The organism is Robiginitalea rubriflava, from assembly GCF_052540725.1.
On the sequence record NZ_CP199309.1, the window covers coordinates 3,110,088 to 3,130,796 of the forward strand.

17 protein-coding genes are annotated in these 20,709 nt (G+C 47.5%); 6 read left to right on the forward strand and 11 right to left on the reverse strand.

Annotated features, from left to right (window positions below):
* Window position 1 precedes the first annotated feature (1 nt).
* Entirely contained in the window at window positions 2–2,488 is a 2,487-nt protein-coding gene (locus tag ACT6NU_RS14080) for a TonB-dependent receptor domain-containing protein (RefSeq protein WP_445382312.1), read from the forward strand.
* Between the two features lie 62 nt (window positions 2,489–2,550).
* Here ACT6NU_RS14080 and ACT6NU_RS14085 read toward each other — a convergent pair whose 3' ends face one another.
* The gene (locus ACT6NU_RS14085) at window positions 2,551–2,724 is read right to left on the reverse strand and encodes a hypothetical protein (RefSeq protein WP_445382313.1); all 174 of its coding nucleotides are present in this window, start codon (window positions 2,722–2,724) and stop codon (window positions 2,551–2,553) included.
* Between the two features lie 129 nt (window positions 2,725–2,853).
* Between ACT6NU_RS14085 and fumC the strand changes: the two genes are divergently transcribed.
* Window positions 2,854–4,248, forward strand: a complete 1,395-nt coding sequence (gene fumC / locus ACT6NU_RS14090) for a class II fumarate hydratase (RefSeq protein WP_445382314.1) — start codon at window positions 2,854–2,856, stop codon at window positions 4,246–4,248.
* Window positions 4,249–4,321: 73 nt separating this feature from the next.
* Here fumC and ACT6NU_RS14095 read toward each other — a convergent pair whose 3' ends face one another.
* Window positions 4,322–5,209 carry a hypothetical protein gene (locus tag ACT6NU_RS14095; RefSeq protein WP_445382315.1) on the reverse strand — a complete coding sequence of 296 codons (888 nt, stop codon included), beginning with the start codon at window positions 5,207–5,209 and terminating at the stop codon, window positions 4,322–4,324.
* Between the two features lie 163 nt (window positions 5,210–5,372).
* On the opposite strand from ACT6NU_RS14095, the gene ACT6NU_RS14100 reads away from it, so the two are divergent.
* A complete protein-coding gene (locus tag ACT6NU_RS14100) occupies window positions 5,373–6,203 on the forward strand; it encodes an MBL fold metallo-hydrolase (protein ID WP_445382316.1) in 831 nt (276 codons plus the stop codon).
* Between the two features lie 51 nt (window positions 6,204–6,254).
* Here ACT6NU_RS14100 and ettA read toward each other — a convergent pair whose 3' ends face one another.
* From ettA to ACT6NU_RS14115, 3 genes are read right to left on the reverse strand one after another with little or no spacing between them, the layout of a single operon-like run.
* Window positions 6,255–7,949 (reverse strand): energy-dependent translational throttle protein EttA, encoded by a 1,695-nt coding sequence (gene ettA, locus ACT6NU_RS14105; RefSeq protein WP_445382317.1) that lies wholly within the window; start codon window positions 7,947–7,949, stop codon window positions 6,255–6,257.
* A 37-nt stretch (window positions 7,950–7,986) separates the two neighbouring features.
* Window positions 7,987–8,169: a CAL67264 family membrane protein gene (locus ACT6NU_RS14110; RefSeq protein WP_445382318.1), complete on the reverse strand. Its 183-nt coding sequence runs from the start codon at window positions 8,167–8,169 to the stop codon at window positions 7,987–7,989.
* A gap of 57 nt (window positions 8,170–8,226) precedes the next feature.
* The gene (locus ACT6NU_RS14115; RefSeq protein WP_445382319.1) at window positions 8,227–9,216 is read right to left on the reverse strand and encodes a Gfo/Idh/MocA family protein; all 990 of its coding nucleotides are present in this window, start codon (window positions 9,214–9,216) and stop codon (window positions 8,227–8,229) included.
* Between the two features lie 80 nt (window positions 9,217–9,296).
* Between ACT6NU_RS14115 and ACT6NU_RS14120 the strand changes: the two genes are divergently transcribed.
* Window positions 9,297–10,925 (forward strand): acyl-CoA carboxylase subunit beta, encoded by a 1,629-nt coding sequence (locus ACT6NU_RS14120; protein ID WP_445382320.1) that lies wholly within the window; start codon window positions 9,297–9,299, stop codon window positions 10,923–10,925.
* Between the two features lie 59 nt (window positions 10,926–10,984).
* Here the strand turns inward: ACT6NU_RS14120 and ACT6NU_RS14125 are convergent, their stop codons facing one another.
* The 6 genes from ACT6NU_RS14125 to ACT6NU_RS14150 all read right to left on the reverse strand — a co-directional run bounded on the left by ACT6NU_RS14125 (window position 10,985) and on the right by ACT6NU_RS14150 (window position 19,202).
* Window positions 10,985–12,730: a carboxypeptidase-like regulatory domain-containing protein gene (locus ACT6NU_RS14125; protein ID WP_445382321.1), complete on the reverse strand. Its 1,746-nt coding sequence runs from the start codon at window positions 12,728–12,730 to the stop codon at window positions 10,985–10,987.
* Window positions 12,731–12,881: 151 nt separating this feature from the next.
* The gene (locus ACT6NU_RS14130; RefSeq protein WP_445382322.1) at window positions 12,882–14,714 is read right to left on the reverse strand and encodes a carboxypeptidase-like regulatory domain-containing protein; all 1,833 of its coding nucleotides are present in this window, start codon (window positions 14,712–14,714) and stop codon (window positions 12,882–12,884) included.
* A gap of 97 nt (window positions 14,715–14,811) precedes the next feature.
* Window positions 14,812–16,140 carry a M24 family metallopeptidase gene (locus tag ACT6NU_RS14135; protein WP_445382323.1) on the reverse strand — a complete coding sequence of 443 codons (1,329 nt, stop codon included), beginning with the start codon at window positions 16,138–16,140 and terminating at the stop codon, window positions 14,812–14,814.
* A gap of 1 nt (window position 16,141) precedes the next feature.
* Window positions 16,142–17,233, reverse strand: coding sequence for an AMP-binding protein (locus ACT6NU_RS14140; protein WP_445382324.1), 1,092 nt, complete (start codon window positions 17,231–17,233; stop codon window positions 16,142–16,144).
* Window positions 17,233–18,162 carry a lysostaphin resistance A-like protein gene (locus ACT6NU_RS14145; protein WP_445382325.1) on the reverse strand — a complete coding sequence of 310 codons (930 nt, stop codon included), beginning with the start codon at window positions 18,160–18,162 and terminating at the stop codon, window positions 17,233–17,235. Before ACT6NU_RS14145 ends, ACT6NU_RS14140 begins: the two co-directional genes overlap by 1 nt.
* Complete coding sequence (locus tag ACT6NU_RS14150; RefSeq protein WP_445382326.1) at window positions 18,153–19,202, reverse strand: o-succinylbenzoate synthase; 1,050 nt, start codon at window positions 19,200–19,202, stop codon at window positions 18,153–18,155. The genes ACT6NU_RS14145 and ACT6NU_RS14150 overlap by 10 nt, the downstream gene beginning before the upstream one ends.
* Before the next feature lie 49 nt (window positions 19,203–19,251).
* Between ACT6NU_RS14150 and ACT6NU_RS14155 the strand changes: the two genes are divergently transcribed.
* A complete protein-coding gene (locus tag ACT6NU_RS14155; RefSeq protein ID WP_445382327.1) occupies window positions 19,252–20,043 on the forward strand; it encodes an SDR family oxidoreductase in 792 nt (263 codons plus the stop codon).
* Between the two features lie 131 nt (window positions 20,044–20,174).
* Window positions 20,175–20,654 (forward strand): hypothetical protein, encoded by a 480-nt coding sequence (locus ACT6NU_RS14160; RefSeq protein WP_445382328.1) that lies wholly within the window; start codon window positions 20,175–20,177, stop codon window positions 20,652–20,654.
* Window positions 20,655–20,709: the final 55 nt, after the last annotated feature.

Genomic DNA, 20,709 nt, shown 5'->3' on the forward strand with positions numbered 1-20,709 from the left:
TATGAGAAACTCCCTGGTGCTGCTCCTGGCAGTATTTTGTCTGAACCTTCAGGCGCAACGATCGCAACGTCGGCAGAATGATAAAATAACCTTAACCGGAACGGTTTTGGATCAGGACTCGGGAAGGCCACTTGAATATGCCACTCTGGTACTGCAGTCTTCAGAAGACCCAACAAGGGTAACCGGAGGCATTACAGATCTCGATGGAAAATTCTCTGTTAAAGCTCCTGCCGGAAACTACAATATCCGGGTAGAGTATATCTCCTATAAATCTTACAGTCTAGACAATCAACAATTAAACCAATCCAAAGATCTGGGCACCTTCCGTATGGCAGTGAATGTTGCGGAACTGGAGGCCGTTGAAGTCGTTGGAGAGCGTACCACCGTTGAGGTACGCCTGGACAAGAAAATCTATAATCTGGGCAAGGACATCACCACCAGTGGAGGAACCGTTTCAGATGCTTTAAATAACGTTCCTTCAGTAGATGTGGATGTAGAAGGCAATATAAGTCTCAGAGGGAATGGGAATGTTCGTATTCTGATCAATGGAAGACCATCCGCCCTGGCAGGTTTCGGGTCTACAGACGCCCTGCAGCAGTTGCCGGCTGATGCCATTGAAAAGGTTGAAGTAATTACAAGCCCTTCTGCCCGGTATGACGCCGAAGGAACGGCAGGAATCCTGAATATCATTTTAAAACGGGAAAAGACCCTGGGCTTTAACGGATCGGTCAATTCCTTTCTGGGGTATCCGGCAACCAGCGGGATTACCACAAACGTCAATATGCGAACCAACAGGGTAAATATCTTCAATACTACCGGGGTTCGCTACCGCAACTCCCCGGGAAACGGTTTTTTTGACAATACCTATACTTCCGGATCCTTTGACCGGATTACGGAAGACCGGGATATCAACCGAAAAGATCAGAGTTTTAACACCAACCTGGGGATGGAGTATTTTTTTAGTGAAAATTCCAGCCTTACGGGGAGTTTCTTCTGGCGTTTTTCAGAAGATAACGATGTTACTGAAAATGCAACGATCCGCTCAAACGATGGTAACCTGCAAAGCCGAACCTTCCGCCAGGAGGATGAAACCGAAGACGACAACAGCTATCAGGTTTCCCTGAATTACCGCAATAAGTTTAACGATGAAGGCCATATATTAACCGTAGATGCCCAATATTCTATTGACCGGGAAGATGTTGAAGCTGTAATTGAAGAGCGGAATACCTTCCCGAATGAGCAACTTCTGGCACTGGAGAATGTCCTGGAGGCTGAAGACCGGAACGAATGGCTGATACAGGCAGATTATGTTTTACCCATGGAAGACTCCCAGTTTGAGGCTGGTTTTCGTTCCAATCTGGAAGAGGAAATAACGGACTACCGCCTGGATTCTCTGGATCAGGCTTCCGGGAACCTGGTTATCAATGAAACGCTCACCAACCTGTTTACCTATAACGAGAACGTTCATGCAGCCTACACCCAATACGGAAGTAAACTGGGGAAATTTTCCTTCCTTACGGGATTGCGACTGGAATACACCCAGCTCAAAGGTGAAGTTGAGTCTGAATTTGACCTGGCGGACCTGGAGGAAACCCTGGGGCAGGATGTAGACCTTAATTTCGACAAGCGCTATCTGGGGCTCTTTCCAACTGTCAACCTGATTTATGAACTTTCGGATTCAGAAAATATTTCCCTGGGGTATAACCGGAGGATTAACAGGCCCAGGGGCTGGTTTATCAATCCTTTTCCATCGCGCAGCAGCCGGACGAATATTTTTCAGGGAAACCCGGATCTGGACCCGGCCTTTGCAAATGCCTTTGACCTGGGCTATCTGAAGCGCTGGAAAAAACTGACCCTTACTTCCTCAGTATATTATCAGCGGGAGACCGGTTCCTTTGAAAGGGTTCAGGAACAGACCGGGCAAACAACCACAGATGGTATCGAAATTGTGCGATCCATCCCTATAAACCTTTCCACCAACCAAAGGGTTGGAGCGGAAGCAGGGGTCCTTTTTAATCCCACCCGCTGGCTGCGGATCAATAGTAGTTTTAACTTTTTCCGCTTTGTGACGGAAGGAACTTTTAACAACGTAGATTACGGGGCAGAAAACAACAGCTGGTTCGCCCGCTTCAGTTCCAAAGTTACGCTGCCTGCCAAAATTGACTGGCAAACCAATATGTTCTACAGGGGCCCTACCCAGAACGCACAGACCAAATCAGAAGGTATTTTTTCGCTGAACCTGGCCTTCAGTAAGGATATCATGAACGATAATGGCACCATTTTACTCAACGTTCAGGACCTTTTTAATTCGCGGGTTCGCCGCTCCTTTACACAAACTGACTTTTTTACCTCAGACAGTGAGTTCCAGTGGAGGGTTCGCTCTATTAGGCTTTCCTTTGTCTACCGGTTTAACGAGTCAAAAAAAAGAAATGGTCGTAATGGCCGGGATGACGACTACGATGAAGAAGGCTTCGGGAGTGGTACGTAACAGAAGCTTTATTTATATGACAATAAAAAAGGCGGGACAAAATCCCGCCTTTTTTATTGGTCTTATGATTCGCGCCGGGCACGTTTAGCCTCCCTGCGCTCTTTCCAGAGCTCCATCAGGTTACCTCCCAGCCAGTAGGGAACAACAAATAACAAAAGGAACATCATCAGCCAGAAACCGATGGTCAGGATGGTAAGAAAGGCCAGAAAGCCCAGGTATTGATCGAACTCAAACATCTTTTTGCGCTTTGAGCTACAAAGATAGCAGGAATTGGTTTAAAACTGCAAATCAATTTTGAAAATATCCTGCCTTTTGCCCGGTCTGAATTTTTGGTTGATTCCGTACCTTTGTAAAAACTTCCAATCATGCAATTTCGAGTTGAAAAAGACACCATGGGGGCAGTAAAAGTCCCTGCAGACAAATACTGGGGAGCCCAAACGGAGCGTTCCCGCAATAATTTTAAAATAGGCGCGCCTGCCTCTATGCCCCTTGAAATCATTTACGGATTTGCGTATCTGAAAAAAGCAGCCGCTTATACCAACTGCAAATTAGGGGTCCTTTCCGAGGCCAAAAGGGATCTCATTGCGGCGGTCTGCGATGAAATTCTGGAAGGCAAACACGATGATCAGTTTCCCCTGGTTATCTGGCAAACCGGGTCGGGTACTCAAAGCAACATGAATGTCAATGAGGTGATTGCCAACCGCGCCCATGAAATAGCCGGGAAAAAAATTGGGGAAGGTGAAAAAACCCTGCAACCGAACGATGATGTAAATAAATCGCAGTCTTCAAACGACACCTTCCCAACCGGGATGCACATTGCGATCTACAAAAAAATAGTGGAGGAAACCATCCCGGGTATCCGCCAATTGCGCAATACCCTGGAGCAGAAGTCCAAAACCTATATGAAGGTGGTCAAAATAGGAAGGACGCATTTGATGGATGCCACTCCCCTGACCCTGGGCCAGGAGTTTTCGGGCTATGTTTCCCAATTGGACCATGGCTTAAAAGCCCTGGAAAATACACTGCCGCACCTCAGCGAGCTTGCACTTGGGGGGACTGCCGTGGGTACGGGTCTGAACACCCCAAAGGGATACGCCAAAATGGTCGCCGGATTTATAGCAGAATTTACAGGACTCCCCTTTGTTTCAGCAGCAAATAAGTTTGAAGCGCTGGCTGCGCATGATGCCCTGGTTGAAACGCACGGAGCTTTAAAACAACTCGCCGTTTCGCTGAATAAAATTGCCAATGACATCAGAATGCTGGCATCCGGCCCCAGGTCTGGGATAGGCGAAATCATTATTCCGGCTAATGAACCGGGAAGTTCCATCATGCCGGGGAAAGTTAACCCAACCCAATGTGAGGCGCTTACAATGGTTTGCGCTCAGGTAATTGGTAATGACGTAGCTATTTCAGTGGGAGGAACCCAGGGTCATTATGAGTTAAATGTATTCAAGCCTGTAATGGCTGCCAACGTCCTGCAATCTGCACGTCTGTTGGGAGATGCCTGCATAAGCTTTGATTTGAACTGTGCCTCCGGAATTGAACCCAACCATAAAACGATCGAGAAATTATTGAACAATTCTCTGATGCTGGTAACTGCCCTCAATACAAAAATCGGGTATTACAAGGCTGCAGAAATAGCCAATACAGCCCACGAGAATGGTACTACTCTGAAGGAAGAAGCGGTTCGGCTGGGATATGTGACCGAAGAAGAGTACGATGCCTGGGTTAAGCCGGAAGATATGGTTGGCGAATTATGAAATAATACCAAAGGTCTGTAAATGAAAAAAGGGATCCGATTCGGATCCCTTTTTGTTAATGGATTGTGTTTACTTACTTCAATTCGAATTTAGAAGTACCTAACAGTTTAAGGCCATCATCATATACATTGACCATATAGTTTCCTTTCTGGAACTCTCCGGAGTAGTTGCTGATGTAGTCACATACGTCCAGAGTTGCATTTTCATAGTAGAAATTAGTCCCTTTGGTATAGCTTACAGTAGCCCCTTCTTCCATAGATTTAGTAGCTCCTCCGCCCATCACGTTCCCCTGAGGATCGAGCACTTCGATATAGAATTCACGATCTCCGGCTTCTGCGATTACGTTGTCGGCAACGGTAAAACAAACTTTCAGCTTGTCAGTACGTCCGGCTCTTGATGTAGATACCAGTTTCCCGCTGCTTCTTTCCCGTACTGCATCCACAGTGAATTTAGTCAGGTTAAGGGCAGATCCGCGCTCTACGGCATCAGCCAGTTGCGTATTCTGTACAACCAGGGAATCGTTAAATACGGTTTGCTTTTCCAGTTCAGCAAAGGTACTGTCGCGTTGCATGGCAATCAGGGAGTTGGACTCTTTAAGGGAGTCTACTTGCTTCAATAAAGCTTCCCTTTCCTTTTTAAGGATGGAAACCTGACGACGATACCTTGAAAGCGTAGCAATATCTGCCTTCATTGATTTTACTGAATCGATATACTTTGCAATATTGTCGCGAGCTGCTACCAATTCCTCGTTGGTGGCATTGCTTTCCAGAATTGCTTTGTCGTATTCGGACTTCAGGCTGTTCAGGTCTTCAACTACCAATTCTTTTTCTTCGGTAAGGGCTGTTTCAGTCTTTTTCTTATCCTGATACAGGCTTACAGTGTAAATGATGGTACCTAGAAGGATCACTCCTAATAATCCTGCTATTACCTTTAATCCATTATTGTTTTTTTGTTCTGCCATAATTTTTGAATTGATTACTTTTTAAAAGTTAAAAGTATTTTTTGTTTCAGTCTATATACGCTTTAATAGCTCATCTGGATTTCGGAAGCTGTAAATTTTTTTATCATGCTTCACCCAGAGCTGTAATAGTCTTATCTTTAAGGGTTTCAAAACTCAAAAAAGAATGATGTTAAAAGATTTATTTAAACCTACAAGGAGCCTTTGCTATTTGTTGATCCTGAATGCGCTGTTAATGGTCAACTGTAAGGATTCTTCCAAAAAAGATGAGCTGCAGGCCGCGGAGGTCGAAACCACGACAAACAAAACGGAGAAAGAAGCAGTTGCCAAGCTGCAGATTTTTCCCATATCTCATGCCACAGCCGTGTTGAATTGGGATAATACTACCATTTATGTAGACCCGGTGGGCGGAGCCGAAGCCTTTAGTGAGTATCCCGAACCCGACCTGATCCTGATAACAGATATTCACGGAGACCATTTCGATCTGGAAACACTGATGGGGCTGCAGACACAACAAGCAAAGATTGTAATGCCACAGGCGGTGGCAGATCAGATGCCGGATTCTTTTACTACCCAGATTGACATCCTCAGCAATGGGGAGCAGAAGGAGCGCTACGGGATATCCGTTACAGCAGTCCCTATGTACAACCTTCGGGAGGAAGCCAAAGATTTTCATGTAAAGGGCCGGGGGAATGGCTATGTGCTGGAGAAAAATGGTGAGCGTATATACTTCTCGGGAGATACAGAGGATATACCGGAAATGCGGGCTCTTGAAAATATCGACAAGGCCTTTGTCTGTATGAACCTGCCGTATACCATGACGGTGGATAGTGCGGCAAACGCCGTACTGGAATTTAAACCCGCCCAGGTTTATCCCTACCACTACAGGGGAAGGCCGGAGGTTAGTGATGTTTCAAAATTCAGGGAACTGGTTACTCAGGCAGACCCGGATATTGAAGTGGTGCAGTTAGATTGGTATCCGTCCGAAGACTATTAAGTCTTTATCCGTAATAGAATCAAAAAACCCGGACGAATCCGGGTTTTTTTGTCAATCGCGAATAAGCTTTTTATACTTGATCCTTTTGGGCATGATATCCGCCCCGAGGCGTTTCTTTTTATTTTCCTCATAATCGGAAAAAGACCCTTCGAAATAATACACTTGTGAATCCCCTTCAAAGGCCAGGATGTGGGTGCAGACCCGGTCCAGGAACCAGCGGTCATGCGAAATGATAACCGCGCACCCGGCAAAGTTATCCAGTCCTTCTTCCAGAGCCCTGAGTGTATTTACGTCCAGGTCATTGGTGGGCTCATCCAATAAGAGCACATTGCCCTCCTCTTTCAGAGTTATGGCCAGGTGCAGCCTGTTCCGCTCGCCTCCTGAAAGCATGCTGACTTTTTTATTCTGCTCACTACCCGAAAAATTAAAGCGGCTCAGGTAGGCGCGGGAATTAACCTGCCTCCCCCCCATCATTACCAGTTCCTGTCCGCCGCTGAAATTCTCCCAAATTGTTTTTTCAGGATCTATATTGGAATGGCTCTGATCCACATAAGCCAGTTTTACGGTATCACCAACAGAAAAATTTCCTCTATCCGGGGTTTCTTCTCCCATGATCATTCGGAAAATGGTGGTTTTACCGGCTCCGTTAGGGCCAATAATGCCCACAATTCCTGCCTGGGGCAGCTTGAAATTCAGGTCTTCGTAAAGGAGTTTATCCCCGTAAGCTTTGCTGACCCCACTGGCTTCAATCACATTGGTTCCCAGGCGGGGCCCGTTAGGGATATAAATCTCGAGTTTCTCATCCAGTTGTTTCTGGTCCTGGCTCAATAGCTTATCGTAATTGTTTAATCGGGCCTTTTGTTTGGCCTGCCTGCCTTTAGGGCTCTGACGCACCCATTCCAACTCGCGCTCCAGGGTCTTTTGCCGTTTACTGGCCTGTTTTTGCTCCTGGGCCAGCCTCTTGGATTTTTGTTCCAGCCAGCTGGAGTAATTCCCCTTCCAGGGTATCCCTTCCCCACGGTCCAGTTCCAGGATCCATCCCGCGACATTGTCAAGAAAATACCGGTCGTGCGTCACCGCGATTACCGTTCCTTTGTATTGCGCCAGGTGGTGCTCCAGCCAGTGAACCGATTCGGCATCGAGATGGTTGGTCGGTTCATCCAGCAATAGAATATCCGGCTCCTGCAGAAGTAAACGGCACAAGGCCACCCTGCGGCGTTCCCCTCCGGAGAGCAGCTGTATTTTTTTATCCGGTTCAGGCGTCCTCAACGCATCCATGGCAATTTCCAGTTTCGAATCAAGCTCCCAGGCATTGCTGGCGTCAATCTGGTCCTGCAGCGCGGCCTGCTTATCCATAAGCTGCTGCATTTTGTCAGCATTCTCATATACCTCCGGCAATCCGAACATGTCGTTTATCTTGTTGTACTCGTCCAGTACGGCAACTGTCTCGGCTACGCCTTCCTTTACGACTTCAAGAACTGTTTTATTATCATCCAGCTCGGGCTCCTGTTCCAGGTATCCCACCTTGTAGCCCGGTGAAAAGACCACATCTCCCTGATAATTGCTGTCCTTGCCGGCAATAATCCGGAGAAGTGTTGATTTCCCACTGCCATTCAGCCCCAATATGCCTATTTTGGCCCCGTAAAAAAAGCTCAAATAAATATTCTTAAGTACCGGGGTATTGGCATTTTTGTAAGTTTTGGTAACCCCGGACATTGAGAAGATTACCTTCTTATCGTCTGACATACATTTTATTATTTAAGATGAAAAATGGAAGGTTGTTTTAAACCCTTCCTTTAAGGGCATTGAACACCCAGGCAATAGCAAAAAATCCAACTCCGACGGCCGCGAATCCCCATCCGGCCACCTCATTATACCTGAAGGCACCTAAAGCGATCAATCCTATTCCCACAATAATCATAATAATAGTGGCATAGGCCAGAACCGTATTCTTATTCATTCCCATGTTTCGTTAGTTTGGTAGAGTTCAAATATCGTAAATTTTTGGCCAAATGCACAGCCCTTAGCCGGCGGATTCTCCGGGAAAAGCGATTCCTGATGCTTCCCTTACCCGGTCCAGAATGCCAAGCAGGTTGTGGCTGTCTTCCAGGGACCACAGATTACTTTCCCGTTGCCGGTTCTGCAGACAGTGGTGGACCTCCTCAATCTCGTAAAGAAAACCATTATCCTGTGCCGGGAGTGAAACCTGGCTGCGCTCCTCTCCTATCTGCAGTTCATATCCATCCGTTTTATACCAGGGTGGATGCAGGTAAATGCTGCCAAGGGTACCAGATATTTCCGCACTCAGGCCGGAGCGGGAACTTAGCCCGCTGTACAACAGGGCCACTGCCTGCGGATACTTGAATACCATCCCTATCTGCTGTTCAATTCCGGTAGGGCCGAAATGGGTGACGGTTTTAATTTCATCCGGAACCCCCAGAAACAGATAGGCCAGGAAAACCGGGTAAATTCCAATATCCAGAAGGGACCCCCCTCCCAGTTCCGGGTTGAGGAGGCGACCCGAGGGATCCCGGTCCAGGGCGGGAAAAGCAAAATCGGCCCTGAGATAGGCCGGTTTTCCCAATTGCCCCGATTTTACTCTCTGTAAGATTTCCCGAATAGAGGGGTTAAACCTACTCCACAGCGCTTCCATCATAAATAATCGCGTTTGGGAAGCAGCTTTTTGCAATTCGGCTACCTGCCGGGCATTGATGCCCAAAGGCTTCTCGCAAAGCACGTGCTTTCCGCTGTGCAGCGCCATCAGGCTGTGTTCCAGGTGAAAGGTGTGCGGGGTGGCAATATAGACTACTTCTATAGCCTTATCCTCCAGTAGCTCCTTGTAGGACCCATACGCTTTGGCAGCTCCATATTCGCTGGCAAAGCCTATGGCCTTGTCTATATCCCGGGAAGCGACAGCAGCGAGCCGGGCGGAGGGTAGCAACTGCAGGTTTTCTGCAAATTTCCGCGCTATTCTCCCCAGGCCTATAATTCCCCAGTTGATTTTATCTGCCATTATGCTTTTGTGTGAAATCCAAAGTTAATCATAAATCCTCCGTATCTTTAGGGCTGTTCCAGCTGAAATTGAATCGAACCATGGATGTTACTTTTAACAAGAACGAAGACCATAATAAATTAAGATTATCCGATTTACGTCGGAAATATGCCAAAATAAAAAAGGGGGGTGGCGAACAGCGCCTGAAAAAACAACGGGAAGAAGGAAAAATGACGGCCCGGGAGCGTATCGATTACCTATTGGATGCTCCCGAAGAAGCCCTTGAAATAGGAGCCTTCGCCGGAGATGGAATGTATGAAGAATACGGGGGTTGTCCCAGTGGCGGAGTAGTTGTTAAAATCGGGCGGGTGCAGGGCCGCCTCTGTGTGGTTGTCGCCAATGATGCAACGGTAAAAGCCGGAGCCTGGTTTCCGATAACCGGCAAAAAGAACTTAAGAGCGCAGGAGATAGCCATGGAAAACCACCTTCCGATTATCTACCTGGTAGATAGTGCCGGGGTTTTCCTTCCCATGCAGGACGAAATTTTCCCAGACAAAGAGCACTTCGGACGTATCTTCAGGAATAACGCTGTAATGAGCAGCAGGGGCATTCCGCAGATAGCGGCCGTAATGGGAAGCTGTGTAGCCGGTGGGGCCTATCTGCCGATTATGAGTGATGAAGCCCTGATAGTAGACAAAACCGGAAGTATTTTTCTGGCCGGAAGCTACCTGGTTAAAGCGGCTATTGGTGAAAGTATTGACAATGAAACACTGGGCGGAGCTACCACCCATTGTGAAATAAGCGGGGTTACCGACTACAAGGCAAAAGATGATAAAGATGCCCTGGATCGTATCAAAAGCCTCCTGGATAAAATGGGAGCCCCGGAATCTGCAGGCTTCAATCGTAAAAAAGCAGCCAAGCCTGCTGCCAATCCGGAAGATATCTATGGTTTATTACCCGCCTCGCGTACAGAGCAATACGATATGCTGGAGATCATCAGCAGGCTGGTGGATGAATCTTCTTTTGAACAATACAAAGAAGGATACGGAAAAACCCTGCTTACCGGTTATGCCCGTATAGACGGCTGGGCGGTTGGGATTGTTGCCAACCAGCGGAAAGTTGTTAAAACCAAGAAGGGCGAAATGCAGTTCGGGGGTGTGATTTATTCGGATTCAGCCGATAAGGCCACCCGGTTCATCGCCAACTGCAACCAGAAAAAAATACCGCTGGTATTCCTTCAGGATGTTACAGGGTTTATGGTGGGCAGCAAAAGCGAACACGGGGGCATAATCAAGGATGGGGCTAAAATGGTGAATGCCGTAAGTAATTCGGTAGTACCCAAGTTTACAGTAGTAATCGGAAACAGTTACGGGGCTGGTAATTACGCCATGTGCGGAAAAGCCTACGACCCAAGGCTCATTGTGGCCTGGCCCAGTGCAGAACTGGCTGTAATGAGTGGAAATTCTGCGGCCAAGGTGCTTCTTCAGATCGAAAAAGCCAGTCTTAAGAAAAAAGGAGAAACCATAGACAAGGACAAAGAAGCAGCCCTGTTTGAACAAATAAAAGCCCGGTATGACCGTCAGATATCACCCTATTACGCAGCGGCACACCTCTGGACAGATGCGGTAATCGACCCGCTGGAAACCCGGAACTGGATTTCTACAGGCATAGCTGCCGCCGATCACGCGCCAATTAGCCGCGATTTTAATATGGGAATATTGCAGGTTTAAATCACTGGTGAACTTGATTCAGGAAATTCAGATCCTTAATTTTTTTTGACCAGGCATTACTATTTGTTCAGAACCATACTATTTCCGGTAGCAATTTTAAAAAGCTCCTGGTTTACATCTTTGAGGAAAAGCTTATAAACTTTTATTTGCCTGGACTGGGCCCGGCTTCCAAAGTTCTGGTAAACAGTTACTTTTAAATAGGTTGGGGTCAGGCTTTTGTTTCCCTGATAGTTAACATTTACCTTCCAGAGGCCCGGCAGGGAACTATCAATAATCTGTTCTTCCACCATATAACCTTTCCGTTTCTCATCTACAAGGCGATCCTCATTATCGATATAGGTATGCTTCCAGGTATGGTATTGCCCTTCAGGATTTACAAATTGCAGCTCGAATTCGGCTTCCATATCGGTCCAGTTAAAGACAAGCCGGGTAGTGTTCTCAACATAGGCATCCCTTTGGATTTTCCGTAGGTCCACCCCTATATTATCGCCATGGAGAAATAGCAGGTTATCACTGTCATGCTGCATGATTTTTGAAAAATCTTCTGAGGCCTGCAGGAAATCCTCATCTACCAGATATTTGTAACGGGCGTACATGGCCGCTGCCCGATCGAATGCGCCGGCGTCCCGGTAGGCAGCTGCCAAATCCATATAGGACTGACTGTAATGCGGCCTAAGGATGAACAATTCCTTATATAATTCAAGAGCCTTTTCGAAGCGCTGTTCAGACTGATACACAAAAGCCAGGGCTTTCATCAAATTAGGATCTTCCCGGAATACCGCCAGGTTCTCCTCTATTATCTCATCTGCGAAGGCCTGCTGTCTTCTGTCTTCACTAAAGTGTTTATAGGCATCCAGAAAGAAATGACCTGAACTGCTGTACATGGCTTTCAGGGAATTGTATTTTTCCCGAGCCTCTTCAAAAGAAACACTCTCCTGCAGTAAACTAAGGTATTGCGGTTGGTTTTCCTTGATGGCCTCAGCGGTGAGTACCGGCCCTGTTTCAAAATTGTTTCTCAACCTCGCCAAATCGTATTTCTGATCCCACTGCGGGCTAAAGCCTTTGGTATTGATTACAATTACACCCTGGCTTCCGAAAGTGCCGTATTTCATTGTAACGGCCAGGCCGGCAATTATGGCAATACGTTTGATGTTATTTACATCTATCCAGATAGGTGCCTGGGAAAGGATCATCCCATCCACATCATAAACTACACCGGTACTTTGGGTGAGGCTGCCCACTCCACCTCTCAGGAAAACCCGGCCACCTTCCTGACAGTTACCAGTTACACGTACCCCGGCGAACCGTGCTCTTAGCAGATCGATGATACAGAGGCCTATGGGCTTTATTTGATCCTCATCCAAAAACCGGACGTTTGTTGCCAGGGCATCGGCATCGAGTATCCCGAAGGCGGTGCGAATCAGTCGCTTATTGATGGGGTATTCCTTCATCAGCTCTGCCTGTGACTTACGGTTGCTATTGGTTACTGTTACCTCATCCAGCTCGGTTACATCGGGGATCATGATTACGTTTAGGAAACGGGTTTTCTCTTCCACGCGGATGATGTAATCTTTCATTCCCATAAGGGTATACATAAGAAGGTCTCCCGTATTGGCCTGAATCGAATATTTCCCGTCTGCATCTGAAAACACTCTGTTTTCGGTGCCTTCCACACTAATGGCCACATTCTCTATTGGGTTTTTCCCGTCAGTGATGGTACCCTGAATGGTATGCGTTTGCCGTGTCTGTGCGCCTAATGGAAGGGCTAAAAGAAAGCTGAGAAAGAATATTCTGAATGTTTTCATTTGAACTTGATTATAGAAAATAAATGTATGTGAATATGGCCTGGTAATTGTCTATTACAGCACAAAAACCAAGCCATATTGATAATAAGCTGAATATCCCTGTATAAAAATCGCGCCCGGCACTTCAGACGGGCGTGATTGTAACCGGCAATTAATTGAATGCCAGCGTAGAGCCTTTGGTGAGTCTGAACAATTCCTGATTCACATCTTTAAGGAATAGTTTATAGACCTTGGTTTGCTTGGTCTGACCGGGACTTCCGTAATTGTTATAAACGGTAACCTTTAAGTAAGTGGGCGTCAGGCTTTTGTTGCCTGAATAATGAATGTTTACTTTCCAGGTACCGGGAAGGGAATCGTCAATCAAATATTCCTTTGTACTGAAGCCTAATTCCTTCTCCAGCATGATGCCTTCGGCGTCACTTGCCAATGAGTGGCTCCACTTGAAGTATTGTCCTCCGGGGTTCACAAACTGCAGGTCAAACTCAGCCTCCCCGTCATTCCATTCAAAGACCAGCCGGGTACCCTCAAAATCTTCTTCATCTACGAAGAGGTCAGATCTTTTTTCACTGCTGACCAGTGCTGCCTGATGCAGGGAGAGCAAATTATTAAAGTCGCGGTTTATGATTGGGAACAGAGATACACTGTCCCTGGGCATGATACCCTCCCCGACCATATAGTCATAGCGCTTATAAATAGCGGCTGCCTTTTCGTAATCCCCAAGTTCACGATAACTGTTGGCCAGGTCCATATACGATTGGGCGTAATTGGGTCGTAGCCGCAGTACTTCCTTGTATATTTCATTTGCCTTTGCCTGGCGGTTCTGTGCCTGGTAGATGTATGCTAAGGCCTTTAGCAAGACCGGGTTTTTATCGAAGAGGTAGGAGTGCTCCTGCAAGAGGGCATCTGCCGCTTCAGGCTGCTTTCTTTCTTCGTAAAAGTGTCTGTAAGCATCCATGAAGAAATAAGGAGAACCTCCGTAGCGAGCTGCGTAATCCTCATAAGTCGCTTGCACGGAACCGGCATTGCTATCCCTTAAGGCTTTCATATATGATGGCTCATTCGCAGCCACTTCATTTGGCTGTAAAACCGGTCCGCTCACATAGTTGTTGCGGAGGCGGGCCATATCCACTATTTCGTTATTACGAGGGCTGCCTGTAAGCGTATTGATAACGATGACGCCACCGGCTCCTATATTCCCATAGATGGTGGTAGTGGCAAAATTATTCAAAATCGCCAGTCTCTTGATCTGCTTGACATCCAGCCATAGCGGCGGATCGTTAAATAACTGCCCGTCCACATCAAAAATGGCAGACCGGGGGTTAAAAACCGAGCTGGCGCCTCTAATAAAGACTTTCCCGCTGGTGGTATTGTCAAATTCACGGAAGGAATCAGCATCGGGTTGTGCTACTCCCGCAATATTGGTGAGTTGGTTGTTTATCGCTCCCGGGCCGGTTGCGCCTGTACAGCTACCCCTTACTTCCACCCCGGCGAACTGATTCCGCAATAAATCCAGGATACACAGGTATACCGGGTTGATCTGTCGTTCATTCATAAACCGGATGTTCCCAGGTGCCGTATCTGCATTCAGGATACCAAAAGCCGTCCGGATCAGTCGCTCGTTTTGGGAATATTCCATCGCCAGCTCTTTCTGGGTCTTGCGGTTGCTTCCAATCACAACTACCTCATCCAGCTGGGCCACATCCATGACCATTTCAGGGTTTAGGATGCGGGTAACATCTTCTACCCGGATTTTCAGGGTTTTCATACCCTGGTAAGAGTACACCAGGATATCCCCGACATTGGCATTTATTTCATAACGCCCGTCCTCATCAGAATAGGTCTGGGTAGCAGACTGTTCCACTTCAATGGAAACATTGGGCAGGGGGGCCCGGCCGTCTGTTACCATCCCGCGTATTGTTTTCTGGTTTTGCTGGGACCATAGCAGGGGCCCGGCAAACAATAATAATATCAATATCTTTTTCATAACAACTGCATTTTTAGCTACTTAAAGATACGGAATAAAAAAATATCAGGCCCGGAATTCAAGCCCTCTTAAGAAATTTTAACGATTTGCACATCGGTTATTGCCCTGAGAGCAAACGGAGTTTGGTTTGGCGCCCGTTAACGTAGCGAAAGCCTTCTGGACCGAAGTATCCGGCCTCTTCCAGCATCACCCGGATATCCCTGCCCCATTCTGGGATATTCACAGTGGTATTCAATTCAATGGCATAGACAGTACGCCTGTGCAAGCCGTATTCAGTCCCGTCTGCAGTGTTTACACCCCCCTGGGCATCCCACATCCCGATAGTGGTACCGGCAGAATGGCCATAGCTTCCTAAAGGATGGGTGTAGATGGCCGGTTTCAGGCCTGCCGCCCTGGCCTCAGTAAGGGAGCGCTTCAGAATTTCGTTCCCGCTCAGGCCCTGCTGCATATTCTCTGTAAGATAATCCTGTACCCTGTTGCCATCTTTCAGGGCTCGTTTTAAAAAATCCGGGGCATCCGTTTCCCCGGGTTTCAGTACATAGGCCAGCTGCTGGCAATCTGTGTTTAATCTCAGATAGGTGATCCCGAAATCGCAGTGCAGCAAGTCTCCGGGCAGAATTGTCTGGTTTTCGGGCCGATCTGAAAAAGCGTACAGATGCCCCTGGAGTTGTTTGGAGCTGCGCTGTATGTCTACGGTTGGGTGAAACCAGGTGTTCAGGCCCATATCTGTTACTTTTTGTCGCATCCACCATTCCACCTCTGTGGTTGTGGTTAACCCGGGCATGATGACTGCATCGGAAAAAGCTTCCGCAATAATTTCATGGGTGATTCGCACCAGATGGGAATACAGGATCATCTCCCTTTCGGTTCGGGTCTCAATCCAGCCCAGGGCCAGGTTTTCAGCCGAGACTACCTTGCTTTTATACTCCTGTGGCAATCTGGACATAAATAAATCGTAATCCGTTTTGTCCAAACCGTCTGCAATGTTGTGGTCCGTGGAAAAATTCAGTCCAATTCTCTGAGGATTTCGTTCGGTAATTAGCTCCATAAGCCGCTCCCATTGATCGGGTTGCTTTTCCTTATCCCAGGCCGAAATGATATCCTTCCCGATATTATAGCGCGCTACGGCTAATTTATCGAGGCGGTCGGCAGCCTTATCGCGATAGAAGAGCAGAATGGTCCTTCTCCTGGCATTCAGCCAGGTTGCCGGCAGGAAGGTCTTCAGCACCGGGTCCTCGTTATACTCCCTGGAAATCAGTATCCACATATCGATTCCTTCGCGATCCATTAGGCCCGGCAGGAGAGAATCCATTCGCTGCTGCAAAATATCATCCACAAGCTTCGCCCGTTCCACCTCGGGCAGGATTTTCTGGGCAGAAAGTGAACCAAGGCCAAAAAACAATAGCAGTAGTATAATCCGATTCATCCTAGCGGTTTTTCATTATTTCTTTTACAATATCCCTGCGGTTAATTTTACCAAAGGAAGTCTCTTCAAAATGGGGAATCTGATAGGCCTCCCTTGGGATTTCGTATTTACTGAACTGTTTGGAATCCCGTAAAGCCTGCAGATACCCGTTTGGGTCTTTATCCGTCTCCACTATCAGAACCATTTTTTCCCCCAACTCCTGGTCGGGAAGGGAACTGAGAAAGAAACGGTCCTTGATCATTCCGGACATCCGGTCTTCCAACTTTTCGGGTACCAGCTTCACACCCCCGGAATTGATCACATGGTCTAACCGACCCAGCCAGCGGAAGCGGGTTTCCCCTTCCAGTTTTACCAGGTCGTTGGTTACAAAAGGTTTATCCGAGAGATGACTGGCGTGAATAATCAGACAGGATCTTTCGTCCGTCTCAAAATGTACCCCTTCAATAGCTTCAAAAGGTTCGAGTACCTCTTCTCTATCCTGGTCCTCGGGCACAGACTTTAACTTCCTGAGGGCAACATGGCTGGCGGTTTCCGTCATCCCGTATGATTCGTAGATCTCAGTGCCTGATTTTGGCAGGGCTGCTAATAGCTCAGAAGGCATGGGCGCGCCCCCGACAATAATTTTGGATACTTTCCGGAGTTTTTTGAGGGAATTTTGCAGCTGCAGCGGGACCATGGCCGTCAGGTCCAGCGGTTGCTTGAAATTTTCAAGTGGGTTTGCAGTTGGCTGGACACAATCAATTTTCCAGCCAGAAACCATAGCGCGAACCAGCATCATTTTACCCGCAATAGTCTCCATCCCCAGACAGTTCAAAACCCTGGACCCAGGTTCCAGGTGAAACCTCTTGGAGGTGGCCTTAGAACTGTTGACCATGCTTATTTTAGGGATTTGGATCCATTTGGGTTCCCCGGTGGAACCGGATGTTTTCTGATCTATAAAAGAGCTGTCTGATAACCAGTCCAGCAAAAAGTCTCCGATAAGCTTTTCATAGGGTTCGCCCTCCTTGACCAGGCTGTAGGCCACTTCACTAAGGTCCTCATAGGCATAGTTCCGGCCATTGAGGTAAAATTCGTGGTGAAAATGTTCTTTCATCAGTTTATTTCTTTAAATCGTTCTCGGGCAGCTTCCTTAGCTAAAACCCTTCCACTCAGCCTGTGCTTCCAGTCTGTCCATCCGTATCTACGGGCAAAAAACCATAAAAGCAAAGGAAACACCACAAAAATAGGGATATAAGCATCCCAGCCCAGGCCGGGTTCCGAAATGTCCTTGTAAAGAGAATCCGTTTGAAAGGCCGTCCAGTCTGCAGTTACCAAAAGCGCTGTAATCAGGTTGTTGGCGGCGTGAAAGCCCAGGGCCAGTTCCAGACCTTCGTCCATAAGGGTGATGATTCCCAGGAAAAACCCCGTCCCGATATAATAGACCATTACCCCGTATCCCAATTTGGTAACTTCCGGGTTCCCCAGGTGCATCAGGCCGAACAAAACCGAGGTAACCACCAGGGGGACCCAGCGGTTCCTGGCCAGGATTCCCAGGCCCTGCATCATGTACCCCCTGAACAAATATTCCTCAAAGCTGGTCTGCAGCGGTATCAGTAATACGGCAATCACTGCCAGTTTCCAGAAGGCTTCCCAGCGGAAATTTAAGACGTAGTCATCCGGGCTCAGATAGACATCAAGCAAGGTAAGACCCACCGTTATAAGTGTCCACACCCCAAAAGCAAAAAGAACACGCTTCCAGTCAATCTTCGTTCGCGAGGTAGTCAGGGAACGAATAGACTGCGGATGTACCAGCTTGGTCCAGCCTAAAACCACCACCAATCCGAAAGCAAGGGGTGCCAGTAAGAGGATCAAAACCGTATTGGATCCCAATTCGGCTATCATATTGGCCATCAATTCATCCACACTCACATCAGAATTGATAGTAACTATGTAATTAAAAACCATCAGGGCTATAAACCCGCCGGGTATAAATAAATATTTCCAGAGGCCAATATCGCCCCGGTAACCTTGTTCTATGTACATATTCGATTTATTTGGGAATAATCCCAGCCCTTTTCCGGCCGGTACCACAAGTTAGCATTTTTTACCTCCAATGGCGCAGCTATATTATTTGTGAAGAGGCCTCCGGTTCCCAGGCCCTGGGGTAACTTTGTGTTCAGGGTGGCCGTCCACTGTGCAATGGCATTGAGTCCAATATTGCTTTCAAGGGCAGAGGTTACCCACCAGCCGATTCGGAGTTCTTCGGCCAGACTGATCCACTCCCCGGAAGCTTCGAAGCCTCCTGTAAGACTGGGTTTTAGTATAATATAAGCTGGTTGGATCTGTTCCAATAAGGCCTTTTTTTCTTTTCTTTCGAATACCCCGATCAATTCTTCATCCAGGGCCACCGGCAGCGGGCTTTTCCGGCACAAAGCTGCCATTTCGGGAATTTGTCCTGCCCTGATGGGCTGCTCTATGGAATGCAGCTGCAGGCTGGCCAGTTCCGTAAGTCTGTGAAGGGCGTTTGCCGGATGGAAGGCGCCGTTAGCATCCACGCGAATTTCAAGCTGCTCTGCGCTAAAGCGTTCCCTGAGGCTTTGTAGCAGTTTGAACTCTTCACTGAAATCCAGGGCACCTATTTTTAACTTGAGACAGCGAAATCCATCAGCCAGTTTGGTCGCTACCTGCTCCTGCATAAAGGAGATATCCCCCATCCAGATCAGGCCATTGATCGGGATGGGCTGCCCTGTTAAAAAAGGCGAAGGAAACAATTCCATTGGCTTATCGGATTGCAGGGAGCGAAAGGCCTGCTCCAGGCCAAAAACGATACTGGGGTATTTTTGCAAGGCCTGCCGTAGCGCACTTTCTCCCTGTTCTATTTGGTCGCAGGCCCATTGCAGTTTCTGTTCGTAATCCGGGAGATCGTCTGCACTCAGCCCCCTGAATAGGCCGCATTCCCCTACTCCCCAGTTGGTGCCCTCCTGCAGATAGATAAAAAAGGTTTCCTTGCTGCGAAGCACCCCGCGGGAGGTCCCACCAGGTCGCTTGAATTCCAGAATATATTTTGTGAAAGTAGCCCTCATAGAAGCAGGCCAAATTTACGTATATTTTTGGTCTTTAAAAGTACGTACTATGGCATTTTCAGATAAGGTATTTTGGATAACCGGGGCTTCTTCAGGGATTGGGGAAGCGCTGAGCTATGAACTGAGTTCAAAGGGCTGTTCCTTAATCCTTTCAGCCCGTTCGGCAGACAAATTGAAACAGGTTAAAGCCTCCTGTGCCTTCCCGGATCGGGTGCGCATCCTACCCCTGGACCTCTCGGATATGGATTCCTTATCCGCAAAAGTGCAGCAGGCCTGTAACCTTTTTGATCGTATTGATATCCTGGTCAATAATGCCGGGATCAGCCAGCGTTCTTTAATAGCGGATACCGAAATGGAGGTATATCAAAAATTGATTCGGGTCAATTACCTGGGTACTGTTGCCCTCACCAAGGCACTGCTGCCCCATTTTATAAACCAGCAAAGCGGGCACTTTGTAACGGTCACCAGCCTGATGGGTAAGTTTGGTTCCCCGCTCCGCTCCGGGTACTGCGGTGCCAAGCACGCCCTGCACGGCTTTTTTGACGTGCTGCGGATGGAACACGAAAAAGACGGTATTGCGGTGAGTTTGATCTGCCCGGGCTTCGTACAGACTGATATTGCGAAAAATGCCCTTACAGCTGATGGCAGCCCACAGAATAAGCAGGATACAGCCACTTCCAACGGCCTGAGCCCGGAACGCTTTGCCCGGAAAATGGCAGATGCCATTGAAAAAAAGACCTGGGAAAAATACATTGGCGGAAAAGAAACCGCAGGGGTATATCTTAAGCGGTTTTTTCCGCGATTACTACATAAGTTGGTGCTGAAAAGCCAGGTGGTTTAAATACACTGTTCAAACCGGGATGGCTGGTACTTAATTTAAGGGCATCTTACCAAAAAAAAAAAAAGGCAATACGGTAGGGTATTAGCCGTTAAAAGTTTTGTATAGAACCGAATCGCAAAAAAAGTATTACTATGAATTCTAAATTTAAAACCATGCGAAACTTTAAACTATTATTATTGTTACCTGTCTTAACACTGTTTATTGCCTGTAGCAATGACGATGACGCATTTGCACGTGTTACCGTAAACGGGACACAGTTAACGACCAGCCCATCCGATTTTGTAGTGGGTGACCGTTCCGATTTCAACGGGGATATAGACGCCAGTTTTACCGGGAATGGCGGAACTGCCGTAAGAATGTTCAGCTGGAACAACAATCTCAGCACAGCCGATTACAATGCAGATATAACGGCCACAACGGAAGGAACTTTCCAGATGATCGTGGAAGATTCACAAGGTGTAGTTGTACTGGATAGCGTACTGGACGGAAGCGTAGAACCCGACTCCTTTAGTGGGGTTACGGCTGCCGGCTCCCCAGGAATCTGGACAGTAACCATCCGTGTCACCAATTTTAAAGGTGATGGTAGTTTCTCCATGAGCGAAGGAAATTAAGCGCGATACCTTTTAATGATAAAAGCTGCAGGGAAACCTGCAGCTTTTTTATTTC